This window comes from Shimia sp. Alg240-R146 (genome assembly GCF_947331465.1).
Classification (GTDB): domain Bacteria; phylum Pseudomonadota; class Alphaproteobacteria; order Rhodobacterales; family Rhodobacteraceae; genus Shimia.
Genome location: NZ_CAMZOK010000002.1, coordinates 328,350 through 346,622 on the forward strand (window position 1 = coordinate 328,350; position 18,273 = coordinate 346,622).

At 56.7% G+C, this 18,273-nt stretch carries 16 protein-coding genes; 8 read left to right on the top strand and 8 right to left on the bottom strand.

Features of this window, described 5'->3' with window-relative positions:
- Positions 1 to 53: 53 nt before the first annotated feature.
- The gene (gene hisB / locus PG871_RS10800) at positions 54 to 641 is read left to right on the top strand and encodes an imidazoleglycerol-phosphate dehydratase HisB (RefSeq protein WP_054002416.1); all 588 of its coding nucleotides are present in this window, start codon (positions 54 to 56) and stop codon (positions 639 to 641) included.
- On the opposite strand, the gene PG871_RS10805 is transcribed toward hisB, so the two are convergent.
- Positions 638 to 1,255 (bottom strand): DUF2306 domain-containing protein, encoded by a 618-nt coding sequence (locus PG871_RS10805; protein ID WP_270729248.1) that lies wholly within the window; start codon positions 1,253 to 1,255, stop codon positions 638 to 640. The two genes, hisB and PG871_RS10805, sit on opposite strands and share 4 nt — an antisense overlap.
- Positions 1,256 to 1,351: 96 nt before the next feature.
- Between PG871_RS10805 and PG871_RS10810 the strand changes: the two genes are divergently transcribed.
- Together PG871_RS10810 and hisH are read left to right on the top strand one after the other, a co-directional pair.
- Positions 1,352 to 1,963: a TetR/AcrR family transcriptional regulator gene (locus PG871_RS10810; RefSeq protein WP_270729249.1), complete on the top strand. Its 612-nt coding sequence runs from the start codon at positions 1,352 to 1,354 to the stop codon at positions 1,961 to 1,963.
- Between the two features lie 58 nt (positions 1,964 to 2,021).
- Positions 2,022 to 2,660, top strand: a complete 639-nt coding sequence (gene hisH, locus PG871_RS10815; RefSeq protein WP_270729250.1) for an imidazole glycerol phosphate synthase subunit HisH — start codon at positions 2,022 to 2,024, stop codon at positions 2,658 to 2,660.
- A gap of 281 nt (positions 2,661 to 2,941) precedes the next feature.
- Here hisH and lpdA read toward each other — a convergent pair whose 3' ends face one another.
- From lpdA to puuE, 6 genes are all read right to left on the bottom strand, one after another.
- On the bottom strand, positions 2,942 to 4,675 hold the full coding sequence (lpdA, locus tag PG871_RS10820; RefSeq protein WP_270729251.1) for a dihydrolipoyl dehydrogenase: 1,734 nt from the start codon (positions 4,673 to 4,675) through the stop codon (positions 2,942 to 2,944).
- An 11-nt stretch (positions 4,676 to 4,686) separates the two neighbouring features.
- Positions 4,687 to 5,949, bottom strand: a complete 1,263-nt coding sequence (locus PG871_RS10825; protein WP_270729253.1) for a 2-oxo acid dehydrogenase subunit E2 — start codon at positions 5,947 to 5,949, stop codon at positions 4,687 to 4,689.
- Positions 5,950 to 5,973: 24 nt separating this feature from the next.
- A complete protein-coding gene (aceE, locus tag PG871_RS10830; protein ID WP_270729254.1) occupies positions 5,974 to 8,628 on the bottom strand; it encodes a pyruvate dehydrogenase (acetyl-transferring), homodimeric type in 2,655 nt (884 codons plus the stop codon).
- 189 nt (positions 8,629 to 8,817) lie between these two features.
- Positions 8,818 to 10,143: a uracil-xanthine permease family protein gene (locus PG871_RS10835; RefSeq protein WP_270729255.1), complete on the bottom strand. Its 1,326-nt coding sequence runs from the start codon at positions 10,141 to 10,143 to the stop codon at positions 8,818 to 8,820.
- An 83-nt stretch (positions 10,144 to 10,226) separates the two neighbouring features.
- Positions 10,227 to 10,712 (bottom strand): ureidoglycolate lyase, encoded by a 486-nt coding sequence (locus PG871_RS10840; RefSeq protein WP_270729257.1) that lies wholly within the window; start codon positions 10,710 to 10,712, stop codon positions 10,227 to 10,229.
- Positions 10,709 to 12,124 (bottom strand): allantoinase PuuE, encoded by a 1,416-nt coding sequence (puuE, locus tag PG871_RS10845; protein ID WP_270729259.1) that lies wholly within the window; start codon positions 12,122 to 12,124, stop codon positions 10,709 to 10,711. Before puuE ends, PG871_RS10840 begins: the two co-directional genes overlap by 4 nt.
- A gap of 160 nt (positions 12,125 to 12,284) precedes the next feature.
- Here puuE and uraH point away from each other — a divergent pair, with 160 nt between their 5' ends.
- Entirely contained in the window at positions 12,285 to 12,638 is a 354-nt protein-coding gene (uraH, locus tag PG871_RS10850) for a hydroxyisourate hydrolase (protein ID WP_270729260.1), read from the top strand.
- Here uraH and PG871_RS10855 read toward each other — a convergent pair.
- The gene (locus PG871_RS10855; RefSeq protein ID WP_270729261.1) at positions 12,635 to 13,561 is read right to left on the bottom strand and encodes a LysR family transcriptional regulator; all 927 of its coding nucleotides are present in this window, start codon (positions 13,559 to 13,561) and stop codon (positions 12,635 to 12,637) included. The genes uraH and PG871_RS10855 overlap by 4 nt on opposite strands.
- 114 nt (positions 13,562 to 13,675) lie before the next feature.
- On the opposite strand from PG871_RS10855, the gene PG871_RS10860 reads away from it, so the two are divergent.
- The 4 genes from PG871_RS10860 to PG871_RS10875 all read left to right on the top strand — a co-directional run bounded on the left by PG871_RS10860 (position 13,676) and on the right by PG871_RS10875 (position 18,152).
- Positions 13,676 to 14,908, top strand: coding sequence for a urate hydroxylase PuuD (locus PG871_RS10860; protein ID WP_270729263.1), 1,233 nt, complete (start codon positions 13,676 to 13,678; stop codon positions 14,906 to 14,908).
- A 23-nt stretch (positions 14,909 to 14,931) separates the two neighbouring features.
- A complete protein-coding gene (gene gph / locus PG871_RS10865) occupies positions 14,932 to 15,591 on the top strand; it encodes a phosphoglycolate phosphatase (RefSeq protein ID WP_270729264.1) in 660 nt (219 codons plus the stop codon).
- 91 nt (positions 15,592 to 15,682) lie between these two features.
- A complete protein-coding gene (locus PG871_RS10870) occupies positions 15,683 to 16,258 on the top strand; it encodes a PA14 domain-containing protein (RefSeq protein WP_270729266.1) in 576 nt (191 codons plus the stop codon).
- A 256-nt stretch (positions 16,259 to 16,514) separates the two neighbouring features.
- On the top strand, positions 16,515 to 18,152 hold the full coding sequence (locus tag PG871_RS10875) for a SulP family inorganic anion transporter (RefSeq protein ID WP_270729267.1): 1,638 nt from the start codon (positions 16,515 to 16,517) through the stop codon (positions 18,150 to 18,152).
- Positions 18,153 to 18,273: the final 121 nt, after the last annotated feature.

The window sequence follows — 18,273 nt, forward strand, 5'->3', positions numbered from 1 at the left end:
GCGACATGGGCGCTCCTATAAGGGCGCGCACAAGACTTGCAAAGGACATCCCGATGCGCACAGCCAGCGTCACCCGCGCCACTGCGGAAACCGATATCAACGTCGAGATCAACCTCGACGGCTCAGGCACATATGACAACCAAACCGGTGTGGGCTTTTTTGACCACATGCTGGACCAACTGTCGCGCCACTCGCTGATTGACATGACCGTGCGTGCCAAAGGTGACTATCACATCGACGACCACCACACCGTCGAGGACGTGGGCATCGCGCTGGGGCAGGCCCTGACGCAAGCGCTTGGCGACAAACGCGGCATCCGCCGTTATGCCGCCTGCCACCTGCCAATGGATGACGCGCAGGTCCGTGCGGCGCTGGATCTGTCGGCGCGGCCATATCTGATCTGGAACGTCGAAATGCCGACCCAAAAGATCGGCACGTTTGACACCGAACTGGTGCGTGAATTCTTCCAAGGCTTTGCGACCCATGGCGGCATCACGCTGCACGTCGACCAAATCCACGGCTTCAACAGCCACCACATCGCCGAGGCCACGTTCAAAGCCGTGGCCCGCGCTCTGCGCGAGGCGGTCGAGGTGGACCCGCGCAAAGCGGATGCCGTGCCCTCGACCAAAGGCGCGCTTTAAGCAGGCTGCGCTGCCCCCATTCGGGTGGGGCGGCGCACAATCCACTCCGCGATCAGCAGGTTGGGCACCCAGCACAACCATGCCACAAGCGGATAGCCGTCTTCCAACCCCACCGTCATCGCCAATATCGGCAGTTCCAATCGCAACGTGACCGCAGCAAAAGTGAGCGCTGCGCTGCGGATCATCCAAGCCTTGTGCTCGGCCACTCGTTTGTTGCGGATGTGGGATACCGCCACCGCAGTTGTGCCGATCCATGCAAATCCCAACAGCGCAAAACCCACCGCCGCAAACTGCCCCGCGTTGGTGCCAATCGCCATCAGAATGGCGCCAATGCCTGCAATTAATATCGTCACAGCATACGTGCGTCCCAGCCAGCGATGCAGGGCAGGGCGGCGCAGTCGCAATCCGGCCCAAAACTGCAACGGCACCAAGGCCAAAGCCACCGGCGCCAACCCCACATGGGCAAAGAATGCCAGCTGCCGTTCAATGGCGTGATATGCGACAAATTCCATCGACGTCTCGACCCCCAACAACAGAAACCGCAAGGACCACAGGGCGACGGCCATGCAAAAGAACCACAGGAAAAATGTGCGTACAGTCAAAAGAGCCTTCACGGGGTCTCTCCCTTTTGTGTAATTTGACAGTGTAAAGTTGGTGCAACTTGACACTGTCAACTTGACGCTGTCAAGCAAGTATCGCACTGTGTTTGCATGACATTGAAAACACCCAAGAAATCCCACCACCACGGCGATCTGCGCAACGCGTTGATCAAAGCAGGCATCGAAATTCTCGAAGAGGGGGGAATCGATGCGCTCAGCCTGCGCAAGTGTGCAGCTCGTGCCGGAGTCAGCCATGCAGCCCCCGCGCATCACTTTGACGGGCTTTCGGGATTAAAGGGCGCTATCGCCAGCGAGGCCTTCGCAGTTTTTTCCCGTCACATGTTGGAAGCCGCCCAATCGGAAGGCGACAGTCCGCAAGCGCGTCTGAAAGGCATCTGTCGCGGGTATGTGCAATTTGGTCTTGCCCACCGCGCGTTGTTGGACACGATCTTTGGTATCGAAATGTCTGACCTGCAGCGGGAACCGATCGAGCATGATGACAGCTCCGCTTATCAGATCCTGCGCGACGCCTGCGCGCCTTTCGTTCCAGACGGAACGCAGCCTGAGGTGGTGGAGTTTCAGGTCTGGTCACTGATCCATGGCTACACCATGTTGTTTGTGCGCGGCCATTTGGGGGAAATCATGCCAACCGATGTGGCAGATGGACCTTTTGAGGAGGTCATGGCGCTGCTGGATCGTGTTGGAACGCCGCCAAAGTCTTGACCTCCGCCGCCCGCTGGGTCAGGTGAGGGGCAGACGATTTTATGGGACACCCTGCGCCATGCTGACAGCCATCATCGATTATGAATCCGGCAATTTGCACTCCGCCGAAAAGGCGTTTGAGCGCATGGCGCGCGAAGTTGACGGCGGCGAGGTTGTGGTCACATCGGATGCCGACGTGGTGGCACGTGCCGACCGGCTGGTGCTGCCCGGTGATGGGGCTTTTCCGGCCTGCGCCGAAGAGTTGCGCGGCCACAAAGGCATCTATGACGCGATGGTCGAAGCGGTGGAACAAAAAGGCCGACCATTTTTGGGCATTTGTGTTGGCATGCAACTGATGGCGACGACCGGTCACGAATACAAGAAAACCTCGGGTCTCGGCTGGATCGCCGGCGACGTGCGCAAAATCGCGCCCAGTGACGCGTCTTTGAAAGTGCCGCATATGGGATGGAACAATCTGGTGATCGACCATCCGCACGCTCTATTGGACGGGATCAAAGACGGCGATCACACCTACTTTGTGCACAGCTACCAATTCCATGTTGCCAACCCCGCTGAACGGCTGGCGCACGTGGGTTACGGCGGCGATGTCACGGCCATTATCGGGCGCGACACGATGGTCGGCATGCAATTCCACCCCGAGAAAAGTCAGGACATCGGCCTGCGCATGATCGGCAACTTCCTCAACTGGAAACCCTAGGCCCTAGGTTCAGGCAAGGCGCTCCCGCCCGTTTGCACGGTTGGGCGTGGCTCAAGCCCATGGCTTGAGCTTAACGGCGTTGCGCGCTGCAACACGCGCGCTGCGTGTTAAGATCGTTCAACTTGAGGCACCTCGCCAACAGCACCGACGCGATACCGACGTCATACCGCCGCGATGCCGAGCGCGAATATCGCCCTGAGATGCCCGTTAACCCGAATGTGACCCTAAACGCGAAGCGCCGCCCCAAAGGACGGCGCTTCGGAAAGTTTAATGCGTTGAAATCACTTCTTTTTGCGCGGCGGCATCAGGTCTGTGATCGTGCCTTCAAACATTTCCGCAGCAAAGTTCACAGTTTCGCTAAGTGTTGGGTGGGGATGGATGGTGTGTCCCAAATCAACGGCATCGGCCCCCATCTCAATCGCCAGCGCAACTTCGGCGATCAGATCACCTGCGTTTGGCCCAACGATACCGGCGCCAATCACCCGCTCGTGCTCATCAAAGATCAGTTTGGTCAAACCCTCAGATCGTCCCAAAGACAAGGACCGACCAGACGCGGCCCACGGGAAAACGCCTTTGCCAACCTTTAGACCTTCGGCCTTGGCCTGTGTTTCGGTCATGCCGACCCAAGCAACTTCGGGATCGGTATAAGCCACCGACGGGATCACACGCGCATCAAAGTGGCGCTTTTGACCGGCTGCGACTTCGGCCGCGACTTTGCCTTCATGCACCGCCTTGTGCGCCAGCATTGGTTGACCAACAACATCGCCGATGGCAAAAATATGAGGCACACCAGTACGTTGCTGGCTGTCCACAGCAATAAAGCCGCGCTCATCTACCGCAACACCGGCCGCGGCGCCGTTGATCTTTGCACCATTCGGACGCCGTCCAACGGCTACCAAAACCTTGTCGAACGTATCAACGGTTTCGCCGTCCGGGCCTTCCATCGTCACTTTCATGCCGGCATCTGTTGCCTCAACAGCGGTGACTTTGGTCTTGGTCAAGATCGCGTCATAGCGGCCTTCGATACGTTTTTGCAGCGGCTTAACAACGTCTTTGTCAGCGCCCGGAATGATCTGATCCATGAACTCAACGATGGTCACTTTGGACCCCAATGCGTCATAGACAGTGGCCATTTCCAAACCGATGATACCGCCGCCCAACACCAACAGGCGCTCTGGAACGTCTTCCAATTCCAGTGCACCTGTGCTGTCGATCACCCGCGGATCTTCATGCGGGATGAATGGCAGGCTGACCGGTTCTGAGCCAGCCGCGATCACACATTGATCAAAGCTGACAGTGGATTTGTCGCCGTCGTTGTTGACCTCGATCATATTGGGTCCAGTGAACGTGCCAAAGCCATTCACAACCTGCACTTTGCGGGCTTTGGCCAATCCAACCAAACCGCCAGTCAGTTGATTTACAACGCTATCTTTCCAGTTGCGCAGCTTGTCCAGATCGACTTCAGGTCTGGTAAAGGTCACCCCATGCGCACCCATATCTTCGGCTTCCGAGATGACTTTGGCCGAATGCAACAAGGCTTTCGAGGGGATACAGCCGACATTCAGGCAAACACCGCCTAGCGCGCTGTCTTTCTCAATCAGCACGACCTTTTTGCCAAGATCTGCCGCGCGGAAGGCTGCTGTATAGCCGCCCGGACCGGACCCCAGAACAACCACCTCGGCGTGCACATCCCCCGCGCCCGATGCGGTGCCAGTGGCTGCGATCGTTTGGGGCGCGGCGGGTGCCTCGGCTTTGGGGGCCTCGACGGCCTCCGAAGTCGATCCACCTTGGGTTTCAAGCACAACAATCAGGCTGCCCTCGGACACAGAGTCGCCTTCCGCGACTTTGATCTCTTTCACCACGCCAGCTGCGGGCGACGGCACTTCCATTGTGGCCTTGTCGCTTTCCAGCTCAAGAAGCGGGTCTTCGGCGGCAACAGCGTCGCCCACGGAGACCAGAATGGAGACAACTGGAACCTCGGAAAAATCACCAATATCAGGTACTTTGACATCCATGCTCATTCTCCTCACCACATCAACTTGCGCATGTCACCCATCAGGGTTTTCAGCGTCACAGTGAACCGTGCAGCCAAAGCCCCGTCGATAGCGCGGTGGTCATAGCTCAACGACAATGGCTGCATCAGACGGGGTACAAATTCCCCGCCATTCCAGACCGGTGCCATTTTGCTGCGGGTCAGGCCAAGAATGGCCACTTCGGGTGCGTTCACAATTGGGGTGAAAGACGTGCCACCAATGCCTCCAAGCGAGGAGATTGTAAACGTCGCGCCCTGCATGTCTGGGCCTTTCAGCTCGCCTGCGCGCGCTTTTCCGGACAACTCCATGAGATCTTTGGAAATTTCGACGATGCCTTTGCGATCTGCGTCCTTGATCACTGGCACAACCAGGCCGTTTGGCGTGTCCGCCGCAAAACCGATGTTGTAGTAGTCCTTTTTGATCAGCTTGTCGCCATCCGGATGGATGGATGAATTGACTTCCCAATGCTGTTTGAGAGCCGAAACAGAAGCCTTGATGACAAAAGACAGGAGCGTCACGCGATAGCCGTCTTCTTTGGCCATCGTGTCCATTTCTTTGCGGTATTTATCAAGGTCGGTGATGTCAGCTTCGTCATTGTGGGTGACGTGTGGGATGTTGAGCCAACTACGATGCAGGGCAGGGCCGGAGAGCTTTTTGATCCGCGGCATATCCACATCTTCGACCGGGCCGAATTTGGAGAAGTCCACTGTGGGAATTGCGGGAATACCCATGCCGCCTTGTGCCGCCCCGGAAGCGGGCGCAGCGACGGTTGAGGACTTCAGGAACGCGGTCACGTCTTCGCGCAGTATGCGTCCTTTGCGGCCCGAGCCATTCACCTTGGCCAGATCCACGTCCAATTGACGCGCAAAGGCCCGTACAGACGGCGATGCGTGAGCTTTGCCAAATCCGGCGTCGGTCACTGCCGCAGGGGCTGCTGCTGGTGCAGCAGGTGTCGACGGCGAAGCAGGCGCGGGGGCTGCTGCGGGTGAGGAGACCTCGACAGTCTCGGAGGCCGCACCACTTTCTGCTTCAAGCGTTAGGATCAACGTGCCTTCCGACACGGAATCACCTTCTCCGACCTTTAGCTCGACGACTTTCCCGGCCATCGGTGAGGGCACTTCCATTGTTGCCTTGTCGCTTTCCACCTCGATCAGCGGGTCTTCCTCGGCGACCAAGTCGCCGACGCTAACCAGCACGGAAACCACTGGCACATCAGAAAAATCTCCGATGTCGGGAACCTTAACTTCGATTGTCATATCAAATTCCTCCAGATTTCCCGATCACACCAGGCGCGGGTTCGGCTTGGCGCCGTCGATGTCATATTTGGCCAAAGCGGCCTCAAGGTCTTTTTTGGTGATGCCGCCTTCACGGTACAAATCCACCATGGCCGCAGCGGCGATGTGGTTTGCATCCACTTCAAAGAAACGGCGCAGGTTTACGCGGCTGTCGGACCGGCCGAAGCCGTCCGTGCCCAGAACTGTGTAACGATTAGGTACACAGGTGCGGATTTGTTCGGCGTAGTTCTTCATATAGTCGGTTGCGGCAATCACAGGGCCTTTGGCCTTGCTTAGCTGCTCGGCTACAAACGACACTTTTGGCTCCGCCAATGGGTTCAGGCGATTATGGCGCGCCACGTCCTGACAATCCCGTGCGAGCTCGTTCAGGCTGGTCGCCGACCAGATTTCGCTGGTCACCCCAAAGTCCGCTTCCAGCATTTCAGCTGCTTTGATGGCTTGTACCAGAATGGTACCGGAGCCCATCAGGGTCACGTGTTTCTTGGTCGGTTTCTTGACCTCTTTGAAACGGTAGAGCCCCTTGATGATTTCCTTCTCTACACCCATTGGCATCTCGGGGTGGGTGTAATTTTCGTTCATCAGGGTGAGGTAGAAGAACACATCTTCCTGATCCTCATACATGCGCTTCAGGCCGTGCTGCACGATGACCGCAACTTCGTGTTGGAAGGTCGGGTCATAAGTGATGCAGTTCGGAATGGTGCTGGCAAGGATGTGGCTGTGGCCGTCCTCGTGCTGCAAACCTTCGCCGTTCAGTGTGGTGCGCCCAGCGGTGCCACCGAGCATAAAGCCACGTGCGCGGCTGTCGCCCGCGGCCCAGGCCAGGTCGCCGATCCGCTGGAAGCCGAACATTGAGTAATAGATGAAGAAGGGGATCATCGGCACGCCGTGATTGGAGTAAGCGGTTGCTGCCGCAATCCAGTCTGCCATGGCTCCGGCCTCGTTGATGCCTTCCTGCAGAACCTGACCATTGGTCGATTCCTTGTAATACATCATCTGATCCGCATCCTCAGGCGTGTATTTCTGCCCTTCGGGGTTATAGATTCCAACGGAGCGGAACAGGCCTTCCATCCCAAAGGTGCGGCTTTCGTCTGGCACAATCGGAACCACGTTCTTGCCGATCTGCTTGTCACGCAGCAGCGTGGTCAGGATGCGAACAAAGGCCATTGTGGTGGAAATCTCACGCTCACCAGTGCCCTTGAGTTGGGCAGCAAATTTGTCGAGATCCGGGATGTCCATCTTGGGAGATTGGCTTTCGCGTTTGGGGAATTCGCCCCCAAGCTCCTTGCGGCGATCGGCGAGATAGGCCTTTTGCGCGTTGTTCAGTTTGACAAACGGCGCCTTGGGCAGGTCTTCGTCGCTCACGGGAATTTCAAACCGGTCGCGGAAGGCGCGCAGTTGATCCTCGGCCATTTTCTTTTGCTGGTGAGTGGTGTTTTGGCCTTCACCGGCTGAGCCCATGCCATATCCTTTGACGGTCTTCACCAGCAAACAGGTTGGATGCCCTTTGGTGTCACTGGCGCGTTTGAAGGCAGTATAGACCTTTTGCGGATCATGCCCGCCGCGGCGCAGCGCCCAGATCTGGTCATCGGTCCAGTCTTTAACCAGCTCAGCGGTTTCCGGGTATTTGCCGAAGAAATGCTCACGGATATAAGCGCCGTCTTTGGACTTGAACGTTTGATAGTCGCCATCAACGGTCTCGTTCATTAGCTGGCGCAGCTTGCCGGAGGTATCTTTCTCCAGCAGTGCATCCCAGCCTTTGCCCCACAAGAGTTTGATTACGTTCCATCCCGCTCCGCGGAAGTCGCCTTCGAGTTCCTGTACAATTTTGTGGTTACCGCGGACCGGCCCATCCAGACGCTGTAGGTTGCAGTTCACCACGAAGATAAGATTATCCAGCCCTTCGCGCGCAGCGAGGTCGATGGCGCCCCGGCTTTCGGGTTCGTCCATCTCTCCGTCACCAAGGAAGCACCAAACTTTACGGTCTGACATGTCGATCAGGCCGCGGTTGTGCATGTATTTCATGAACCGCGCTTGATAGATCGCCATCAACGGGCCAAGGCCCATAGAGACGGTTGGGAACTGCCAATAATCCGGCATCAACCATGGGTGCGGGTAAGAGGAGAGGCCGTTGCCTGCCACTTCTGAGCGGAAATTCTCGAGTTGCTCCTCGGAAATGCGACCTTCCATAAAGGAGCGCGCATAGATGCCTGGAATCACGTGGCCCTGAAAGAAAACGAGGTCGCCGCCATGAATTGCAGACTTGCTGCGCCAGAAATGGTTCAGCCCTATATCATACATGACCGCCGAGGAGGCGAACGAGGCGATGTGGCCGCCGTATTCGCTGCTCTCTTTGTTGCGACGCACCACCGTGGCCATCGCGTTCCAGCGGTTGATGGTGCGGATGCGCCATTCCATGTCCATATCGCCAGGGAAGTCTTCCTGGTCGTCGGTTGGGATGGTGTTCTGGTAGGGTGTTGTTGCCGAGAAGGGCAGCGTGGCGCCGGCGGCTCTGGCCTGTTGTACTGCTTTGTCCAACAGGTAATGGGCCCGGTCGGGTCCGTCCCGCGCAATCACATCCTCGATGGCATCCTGCCATTCCTGGGATTCTGTCGGGTCGATATCGGGAATCTCATTCGCCATGCTGGCGTCTCCTCCACTGAAATCCAAGTTGGGAAATCTTATAGTTTAATATTAAACTATTGTGGTAGCCTTTGTCGCGCATGGCTCCCATGCGCTGAGGGAAAAGCTTACGTTTGCGTTAGGTAAAGTCGTCAAACATAAAAAAAGGGGCCCGAAGGCCCCTTTGAAAATTTGGCAATGTGACTTGGATCAGTCCTCTTGGGGCAGAACCAGATTGAGCACAATCGCGCACAGCGCGGTAGGTGCAACGGCCGAGGTCATCAGCGTTTTCACAACACCCGGGAGGTACTGCACGGCTGTCGGAACAAGGTTCAGACCCAGGCCAACCGCCAATGAAATCGCGATGATCACCATGTTGCGGCGGTTCAGCGTTACCTCGCTCAGCACGTTCAGGCCAGCGGAGGCCACCATGCCAAACATCACAATCACACCACCACCAAGAACCGGCAGAGGCATGGATGCGATCACGGCGCCAATTTTGGGTACAAGGCCACAGACGATCAACACGATGCCGCCAATGGTCACGACATGACGGCTCATGACGCCGGTCATACCGACAATACCCACGTTCTGGCTAAAGGATGTATTCGGCAGGCCGCCGAACACACCGGCAATTGCCGTGCCCAGACCGTCAGCATAGGTTGCGCCCGCGATTTCTTCGTCAGTGGCGTCGCGTCCTGCGCCGGCCTTGGCGGTCGCTGAGGCATCGCCCACAGTTTCGATGGCCGACACGATGGAGACCAGCGTGACCGCAATCACAGCGCCGAGGCTGAATTCAAAGCCATATGGTAGTGGGCTGATGTTGGTGATCCAGCTTGCTTTGCCAACCGAGGCAAAGCTGACCATGCCCAGCATGAATGCGAGTGCATAACCTGCCAACAAACCCACCAGAATGGCCGCGCTCGATAGAACACCTTTGGTAAAGAACTTGAGAACGAGAGCAACAATCACAACCGTCAGGGCCACTGACCAATGTTTGAGGGAGCCAAAGCTTTCGGCTTCCATTTGGAAACTGGCAGCGCCGCCGGCTGCGTATTTGATCGCAACGGGGATCAGGTAAAGACCAATCGCCAGAATGACGAGGCCGGTGACCAAGGGAGGGAACAGCCAGCGCAATTTGCCGATGACCGAGCCAAGCGCGAAATGGATCACGCCGCCGATGATACAGGCGGTTAGTGCCACGCTGAGACCTTGTGTTGCCGCAACGCCGGCCAGAACCCCAACAAAGGCAAAGCTGGTACCCTGCATGATGGGCAGGCGCGCGCCTACGGGGCCAAAACCCACGGTTTGAAACAGTGTCGCAATGCCGGCAAACAGCATCGCCATCTGGATCAGATAGATCTGTTCAGGTCCGCCAAAGGCCAGCCCCGCCGCGCCCGCGACGATGATTGATGGTGTGACGTTGGAGGCAAACATTGCCAAAACGTGTTGGAACCCAAGGGGAATTGCTTGCCCTAAGGGGGGTGTGAAATTCGGATCTGATATCTGTCCCGTGTTTGCTGATGTGTCAGCCATTACTCTTCTCCTGTTGAGTGTGTGAGGCGCCGCTCTTTTTGGTTTGGCAGCTTTGTGGATGCCGGGTCAGTGCCCGGCGGTCTTCAGGCAGACACAATCTTGTAAGGCGTGTCGAACCAGAATTCTTCGAGATTGGGGCCGTCGCCGATCCGGTCGATCACGGCAAATAGCCCGGGCGCATGCAGAGGTGTCAGCACCCCATGCCACGTGTTGCGGTGGAAATTGATGCCCTGACCGGGTGCTGTAAGAAAGGCGTGCGGTGTTCCCGGTTGGCCAGTGTCGTCAGGTGCGACGATCACCAGAAACGGGTGTTGCGTCATCGGCAAGAAGGCTTGCGAGCCTTCGGGATGGCGCTCCATCATGGTTAAGTTGTAGGGCAGACTGCGGGGTTCGGCGTCAAACATCGAAATTCCGGCCCGCCCGCTTGAGAAATCCATCTGCGCGAGGTCGTGATGCCGCCCGCAGAGGCCTTGGTTGATGAGTTTGTCGGGGGAGTTTCGAAGCGTTATCACCTCACCAAACGGCGCAAAATCCTGAGTTGTCAGCGGTTTGATGAAGATTGTGGTCACGGCAACACGTCCAATAGACGGAAATAGGCGATCCGTTCGACCTGCTTACAGGCCTCGGTGAATTCGGCGTCGCTGTCATGCCCAATGCGCTTCTTAAACGCGGCCATGATTGAATTCTTGTCGTGGTCACGAACAGCGATAATGAAAGGAAAGCCGTGTTTGGCGACGTACTCGGTATTGAGGCGTGTGAAGGTGTCGCGTTCGTCATCCGTCAGCATATCAAGACCTGCGCTGGCTTGCTCGGAAGTGCTTTCGGCCGTCAAGCGACCCGCAGCAGCGAGTTTGCCCGCGAGATCAGGGTGGGCCGTGAGTACATCCATCTGTGCCGCGCGGCTGGCGGTGCGGAAAGCGCGGCAGAGCGCGTTGTGCAAACCGACGGCGCTGTCGTGGGCGGGGCCAAGTTCAAGATCAAAAGCGCCTTCTGCAACCCACTCGGAATGCTCAAAAATACCGCCGTAGGCAGCCACAAAGCCGGACCTGCTCATCTGGCTCGGGCGTGAGAAGCGCTTATGTGGATGGGTCTTGGCCCAGTGTTCAGCAACGTCGATCCGGCGAGGCGTCCAGACGTCCTCATAGCCTTTAATGTAGTTGATAAATTTCTTCAGGCCCGCCAATTTCCCCGGCCGCCCGATTAGGCGGCAATGCAGCCCGATCGACATCATCTTTGGCGCGCCTTCGCTGCCTTCTTCATAAAGTACGTCCAATGCGTCTTTGAGATAGGTGAAGAACTGCTCGCCTGTGATGTAGCCCGGCGCGGTGGCAAACCGCATGTCGTTGGCTTCCAGCGTGTAAGGAATGATCAGTTGATCACGGTCCCCGACCTCCAACCAATATGGCAGATCATCGTCGTAGGTGTCTGACACGTAGTCAAAACCACCTTCTTCGGCGACCAGCCGGACCGTATTTTGTGAGCAACGCCCAGTGTACCAGCCGCGTGGACGTTCCCCGACAACCTCGGTGTGGAGCCGGATTGCATCGGCAATCGCTGCGCGCTCCTCGTCCTCGGGCATGTCTTTGTGTTCAACCCACTTGAGCCCGTGGCTTGCGATTTCCCAATTGGCATCTTTCATCGCCGCGACCTGTTCCGGACTGCGGGCGAGGGCCGTGGCAACTCCGTAGATCGTTACGGGGATCGCAGTTTCGGTGAAAAGCCGATGTAGGCGCCAAAAACCGGCGCGGGCGCCGTATTCATAGATCGACTCCATGTTCCAGTGACGCTGTCCGGGCCAGGAAGCCGCACCTGCGATGTCAGATAGGAAAGCTTCTGATCCTGCGTCGCCGTGCAGCACGCAGTTTTCACCGCCTTCTTCGTAGTTCAAAACAAATTGAACAGCGACTTTGGCCCCGTCCGGCCATTGTGCGTGCGGAGGGTTGGGGCCGTAGCCCCGCATGTCACGAGTGTAACGGTTCACCATAAGTCGTAAGTGGCCCTGTTTGCGTTTGTTCTGTTTTATCCGATAAAACGGGGCAATACTTTCTTATTATTTTTGAAAGAGCTATCGGAGCGCTCTCTCTGCACTTGCCGCAGCAATGAGCGCTAAAACCATGTTGTGATTGAAAAAGGGGCGAATGATGGCTGGTTATCTTACCACTCATGTACTGGACACGGCGCGAGGGGTGCCTGCAGAAGGCATCAAGATCGCGCTTTATCGCGTATCGGGCAATTCGCATCGTAAGATTGCCGAAGCCGTTACCAACGCTGATGGGCGTACCGACGGCCCGATACTGCCGGAGGGCAAGTTCAAGACGGGCAGCTATGAGCTTATCTTCTTCTGCGGCGACTATTTGCGCGAAACGGGGCAGGTCGAAGGCGAGACCCTGTTTTTGGACAGCGTGCCGATCCGGTTTGGCATGGATGCAGAGGATCATTACCACGTGCCGCTGTTGCTCTCCCCGTTCGGATATTCCACTTATCGCGGCAGCTAAGCAGCTGCCGTTACAAGATTTTTCTTCAGTTCGGCTTGAACGCGTGGTGTCATCCAGTCGATGAACAGACGCGTTTTGGGATCCTGATGGCGACGATGCGTGTAAAGCAGCGCCATTTGGATTGAGACCGGGGGCGTTTCGGTGAGAACCGGCGTCAAAGCCCCTGACGCAAGGTGTTCGGCGATCTCAAACACTGGCTTGAGGGTAACTCCTAGCCCGTCCAGAGCCCAGTTGGTTAGAACGTCGCCGTCGTCTGACTCAAATGGGCCTTTGACGGCAAAACGTTGCACACCTTTGCTGGTTTCAAGCGGCCATTGAAACTCAGGCGCGCCCGGATACCGCAAGTTGAGGCAGTCATGTGTGCCATTTGTCAGTTGGGTAGGGGTCTCCGGGGTACCCCGTTCGGAGAGATAGGTCGGCGCGGCGCAAAGCACGCGGGTGCAGTCGGCGATTTTCTTGATGCGCAGAGTGCTGTCTTCGGGCAAGCCTAAGAAAAAGGCGACGTCCAAGCCTTCGGCAGTGAGATCAAGCTTGCGATCCGAAAGTCGCAAACGCAGATCGATCAGCGGGTACTCTTTTTTGAATTCAGGGATGAGCGGGGCAATCAGGCGTCGCCCGACACCAAGCGGGGCGGCGACATGCAGCAAGCCACGAGGGCTTTGGGTAATAGAATTCACTGCCGCTTCCGCCTCGTCAATGGATTCAAGAATTTTGCAGGCGCCCTCGTAGAAGATGTTGCCTTGTTCCGTCGGATTAAGTTGCCGCGTGGTACGGTGAAACAGCCGAACGCTCAGATAGTCCTCCAGTTGCGAAATCCGTGAGGATGCCACCGCCGCAGAAATGCGCTGATCGCGGGCGGCGGCGGACATGCTGCCGAGTTCATAGACACGGACAAAGGTGCGGATGTTGTCAAAGTAGGACATGGTAATATGTGCTGGCCATCTTCAGGATATTTTTGAAGCTGTTCGGAGTTTTTCACGATAGAGAAGAAAACGAGCCTGCGCTAGCGTTTAGGGAACGGATTGAAGGAGCACGACATGGCGGACTTAGCGATCATCTGGGACTGGCTGGGCTTTGGTGTGCGCTGGCTACATGTGATTACGGCAATCGCGTGGATTGGTTCTTCCTTCTATTTCATTGCACTGGACCTTGGATTGCGGCAGGCGCCGGACTTGCCGAAGGGCGCGCATGGCGAAGAATGGCAGGTGCATGGCGGCGGGTTTTATCACGTGCGCAAGTACTTGGTGGCGCCTGCAGAGATGCCTGATCACCTGACCTGGTTTAAATGGGAGAGCTACTCAACCTGGTTGTCGGGCGCAGCGCTTTTGATGGTTGTCTATTGGGCCGGGGGCGAGCTGTACCTGATTGATCAGGCCAAAGCGGACCTGGCGCTTTGGCAGGGCATCGCGATTTCTGCAGCCTCCTTGACCGTGGGCTGGATTGTCTATGACGGACTTTGTAAATCGCGTTTGGGAGAGCATCCGACAGCGCTGATGGTGCTGCTTTTCGCGCTTCTTGTTGCGATGGGGTACGGCTACAACGAGATCTTCACAGGCCGTGCTATGATGCTTCATCTGGGCGCCTTCACCGCGACGATTATGACGGCCAATGTGTTCTTTATCATCATGCCAAATCAGCGGATCGTCGTGAAGGATTTGCAGGAAGGCCGCACGCCGGATGCCAAATACGGCAAGATCGCTAAGCTGCGGTCTACGCACAATAACTATCTGACACTGCCAGTTGTGTTCCTGATGTTGTCCAACCACTACCCGCTGGCATTTGCCAGCCAATACAATTGGTTGATCGCCGCGCTTGTTTTCCTGATGGGAGTTACGATCCGGCATTTTTTCAATTCGATGCACGCCCGTAAAGGCAAGCCATATTGGACTTGGGCAGTTACCGCGGTGTTGTTCATTGCGATTATGTGGTTGTCGACCGCGCCATTGACGCAGAGTGACCTGGAAGAAGAAGAGGCGCGGGCGTTGACACCAACAGAGCAGGTTTACGCGGATGCAGCCGGGTTTGAAGATGTGACCGATATCGTACTGGGTCGTTGTTCGATGTGCCATGCGAGAGAGCCGGGGTATGACGGCATTCATCGTGCGCCAAAGAACGTGTTGTTGGAAACGCCGTCAGAAGTGGCGGCCTATGCGCAGCAGATCTATCTGCATTCCGGTGTCACGGATGCCATGCCCCCGGCCAATGTGAGCTGGATGGAGTCAGAGGAACGTCGCGCGATTGTGGCTTGGTTTAACGCGGCGCGCAGCTAGGGCTGATTTGATGAAGGTGTTTGATGGGTAAAGCGGTCATTTTTGATTTGGACGGCACGCTGGTAGACAGTGCGCCGGAAATTCAGGACGCGGTAAATCGAGTTTGGCAGGCGCGAGGATATTCGCCTTTTGATTTGCCAACTGTGATCTCCTTTGTCGGGAAAGGGTTGCCGAATTTGATCCGGTTGGCGATGGCTGCTCGCGGCGTCGATGAGGCGGATTTTCAAAGCATGCACGATGAAGTTCTAGCGGTCTACAATTCGGCGGACGGGTCATTGACCAAACCATATCAAGGGGTGGCAGAAACGCTGATGAGCCTTCAATCACAGGGTATCCGCTTGGGTGTCTGTACCAACAAACCCGAAGACGCTGCGCGCCATGTGTTGCGGCTTTTGGGATGGGACCAGATGTTTGAAGTGGTCATTGGCGGCGATTCACTGGCGTGGCGCAAACCTGATCCACGGCCACTTGAGGCAGTTTGGGACGCTTTGGGTCGCGGGACGGCGCTGTATGTCGGTGACAGTGAAATCGATGCGGAGACCGCAGCTGGGCTAAGAATGAAGTTTGCTTTGTTCACAGAGGGGTATCGGAAAAAACCTGTCGATGAGTTGCCACATGACTATGTTTTCTCCGACTATGGCGCCTTTGCGAAAATCGTCGATGATGCCTTGCAGGGCGCCTAAACTTACGGCTCGTCACGCAATCGTCGCTTGCCCCCATGCGGCAATTGTCTCTAGGCTAGGCTCAACTGTGACTTAGTTGGGAGATTTTTCCATGAAATCCTTTTTTGCCAAAGGTTTGGCGGCTCTTTCGCTGATGGTTGCCGGAGCTGTGAGCGCGGCGGAGATCGAAGTGTCGCCTGCAAATCCGCAGCCAAGTGGGCTGAAAAGCGGGTTGAAAGTGTCTTACTATACAGGTGAGCGCTCGGTTCGGACGGTGAGCAACGCCAAGCAGCGGTTGAGCAAGGCCAAGCCGGGCAAGCCGTTGTCGGGGTTCAACTATCCCGACAAAGGGCGCGGCGCTGAGGTGCTGACTTCGGGGCTTGCGGAATTGGTTGTGGCGGATATCTCCGGCTATATCAAATTTCCGGCTGCAGGCACCTATGACCTTGAATTCTTTAGCAATGATGGCTCCGAGATCTGGATCGACGGCAAGCAGGTGGCGAAGCTGAACGGCATCTCACCGTGTGCCAGCGCGGGGCGGCCAAAGATCAAAGTCCCGAGCGCAGGCTGGTATGATTTCAAAGCCGTCTATTTCCAAAAAGAAGGCACAGCCTGTCTGGAATCGGAGTGGAAAGCGCCGGGTGGCAAACGCCAGCTGATCCCGAATTCGGCATTTGGCTATAAGTGACGTTAACCAATATTGGTGCACAGAAGGGGGCTTTGGCCCCCTTTTTTGTGCGGCAATGTCAGATAGGTAAAACGTCGGTATTGCGACGGTATCGCGTAGGTGGCGTTTTTGAAGCCTAGAAAGCAGGCGAAAACGGGATTTTGCGCAACGGGTTTTGCTCTGACGTTTGGTTCGAATGGGCCGTCGCTTGTGCGATCAGCGGAAAACCGCTAGGGACGCGACAAGCGAACACTCCTTACAGACGCAGGTATCCGATATGAGACGCGCGGCGCTGGCCATGCTGGCTAAGAATATTTCCCCACCCAACTTGTCGATCATGCAGGACGAAGGTCTGACGGTGGGACGGGTCAAGACCGAAGTGCTTTCCGGTTTGACCGTGGCCCTGGCCTTGGTGCCTGAAGCTGTGGCTTTTGCCTTTGTGGCCGGAGTGCACCCGCTGGTGGGTCTGTATGCCGCCTTTATGGTCGGCTTGATCACCGCAATTTTTGGCGGGCGTCCGGGGATGATTTCCGGCGCAACCGGTGCGTTGGCGGTGGTTATGGTGGCCTTGGTTGCCCAGCATGGCGTGGAATACTTGTTTGCCACAGTTGTACTGATGGGCATTTTGCAGGTCATCGCGGGTGTGATGCATTGGGGTAAATTCATTCGCCTTGTGCCGCATCCGGTGATGTTGGGCTTTGTGAATGGCCTTGCGATCGTGATTTTCCTAGCGCAAATGAGCCAGTTCAAAGTACCTGGCAGTATGGTCAGTGACGGCCATGGCATGAGCGGCGGTGAATGGTTGGAACTGTCGCAGATGATGGTCATGCTGGGGCTTGTCGGGCTGACGATGGCTGTCATTTATTTGATGCCTAAAGTGACAAAAGCCTTTCCCGCACCGCTGGCCGGGATCGCGATTACCGCCATCGTTGTGATTGTCTTCGGACTGGATGTGCCACGAGTGGGCGACATGGCGTCGATCGAAGGTGGGCTGCCGATGTTCCACATTCCGGCTGTGCCGCTGACATATGAAACGTTTAGCATCATCCTGCCCTATGCGGTGATTTTGGCCGCGATTGGCCTGATTGAAAGCCTGCTGACGTTGAACCTTGTGGGGGAAATGACGGGCAAGCGTGGCGGCGCAAGTCAGGAATGCATTGCGCAGGGCGCGTCTAATGTGGCGACCGGCTTCTTTGGCGGCATGGGTGGCTGTGCGATGATCGGTCAGTCGATGATCAATGTGAAATCCGGCGGCCGCACGCGGATCGCAGGCATCGCGGCGGCGCTGTTTTTGCTGGCGTTTATCCTTTGGGCCAGCAGCCTGATTGAACAGATCCCGCTGGCCGCGCTGGTGGGCGTGATGTTCATGGTGGTGATCGGCACATTTGCGTGGAACAGCTTTAAGATCATGCGCAAGGTTCCGGCAATGGACGCCTTTGTGATCGTGCTGGTAACCGTGGTGACTGTGCTTGAAGACCTCGCGGTGGCCGTTGTCGTTGGCGTGATCGTCAGTGCGTTGGCCTATGCGTGGCAGAACGCGCGGCGCATTCACGCGATCACCCGTGAAAGCGAAAGCGATCCGGGCGCGAAGGTCTATGAGATCGAGGGACCGTTGTTCTTTGGTTCGGCCGATGGCTTTGGTGAGTTGTTTGAGATCGAGAGCGATCCGGCGCATGTGATTGTGGATTTTGCCCGATCCCGCGTGGTGGATCAGTCAGCGTTGCAAGCGATTGAGGCTGTGGCTGGCAAGTACGAAGCTGCTGGCAAGCAGTTGGTCCTGCGCCATTTGAGCCGGGATTGCCACGAGTTGCTGAGCCGTGCCGGAAACCTGATTGTCGACAGTGATGATGATCCTGAATACGAAGTTGCGGTGGATTATTCGGTGCGTACCGGGGTGTTTGGCGGCGGTCACTGACCAACGCTGATAGGATTTGGGAAGGGCTGGCCGAGGGGCCGGCCCTTTTTGTTTGTGCGGCAGGCCCCGCCCGTTTGGCTTGTGTTTTCAGAGCAATGGGCGCATCACATTCCTGAATATT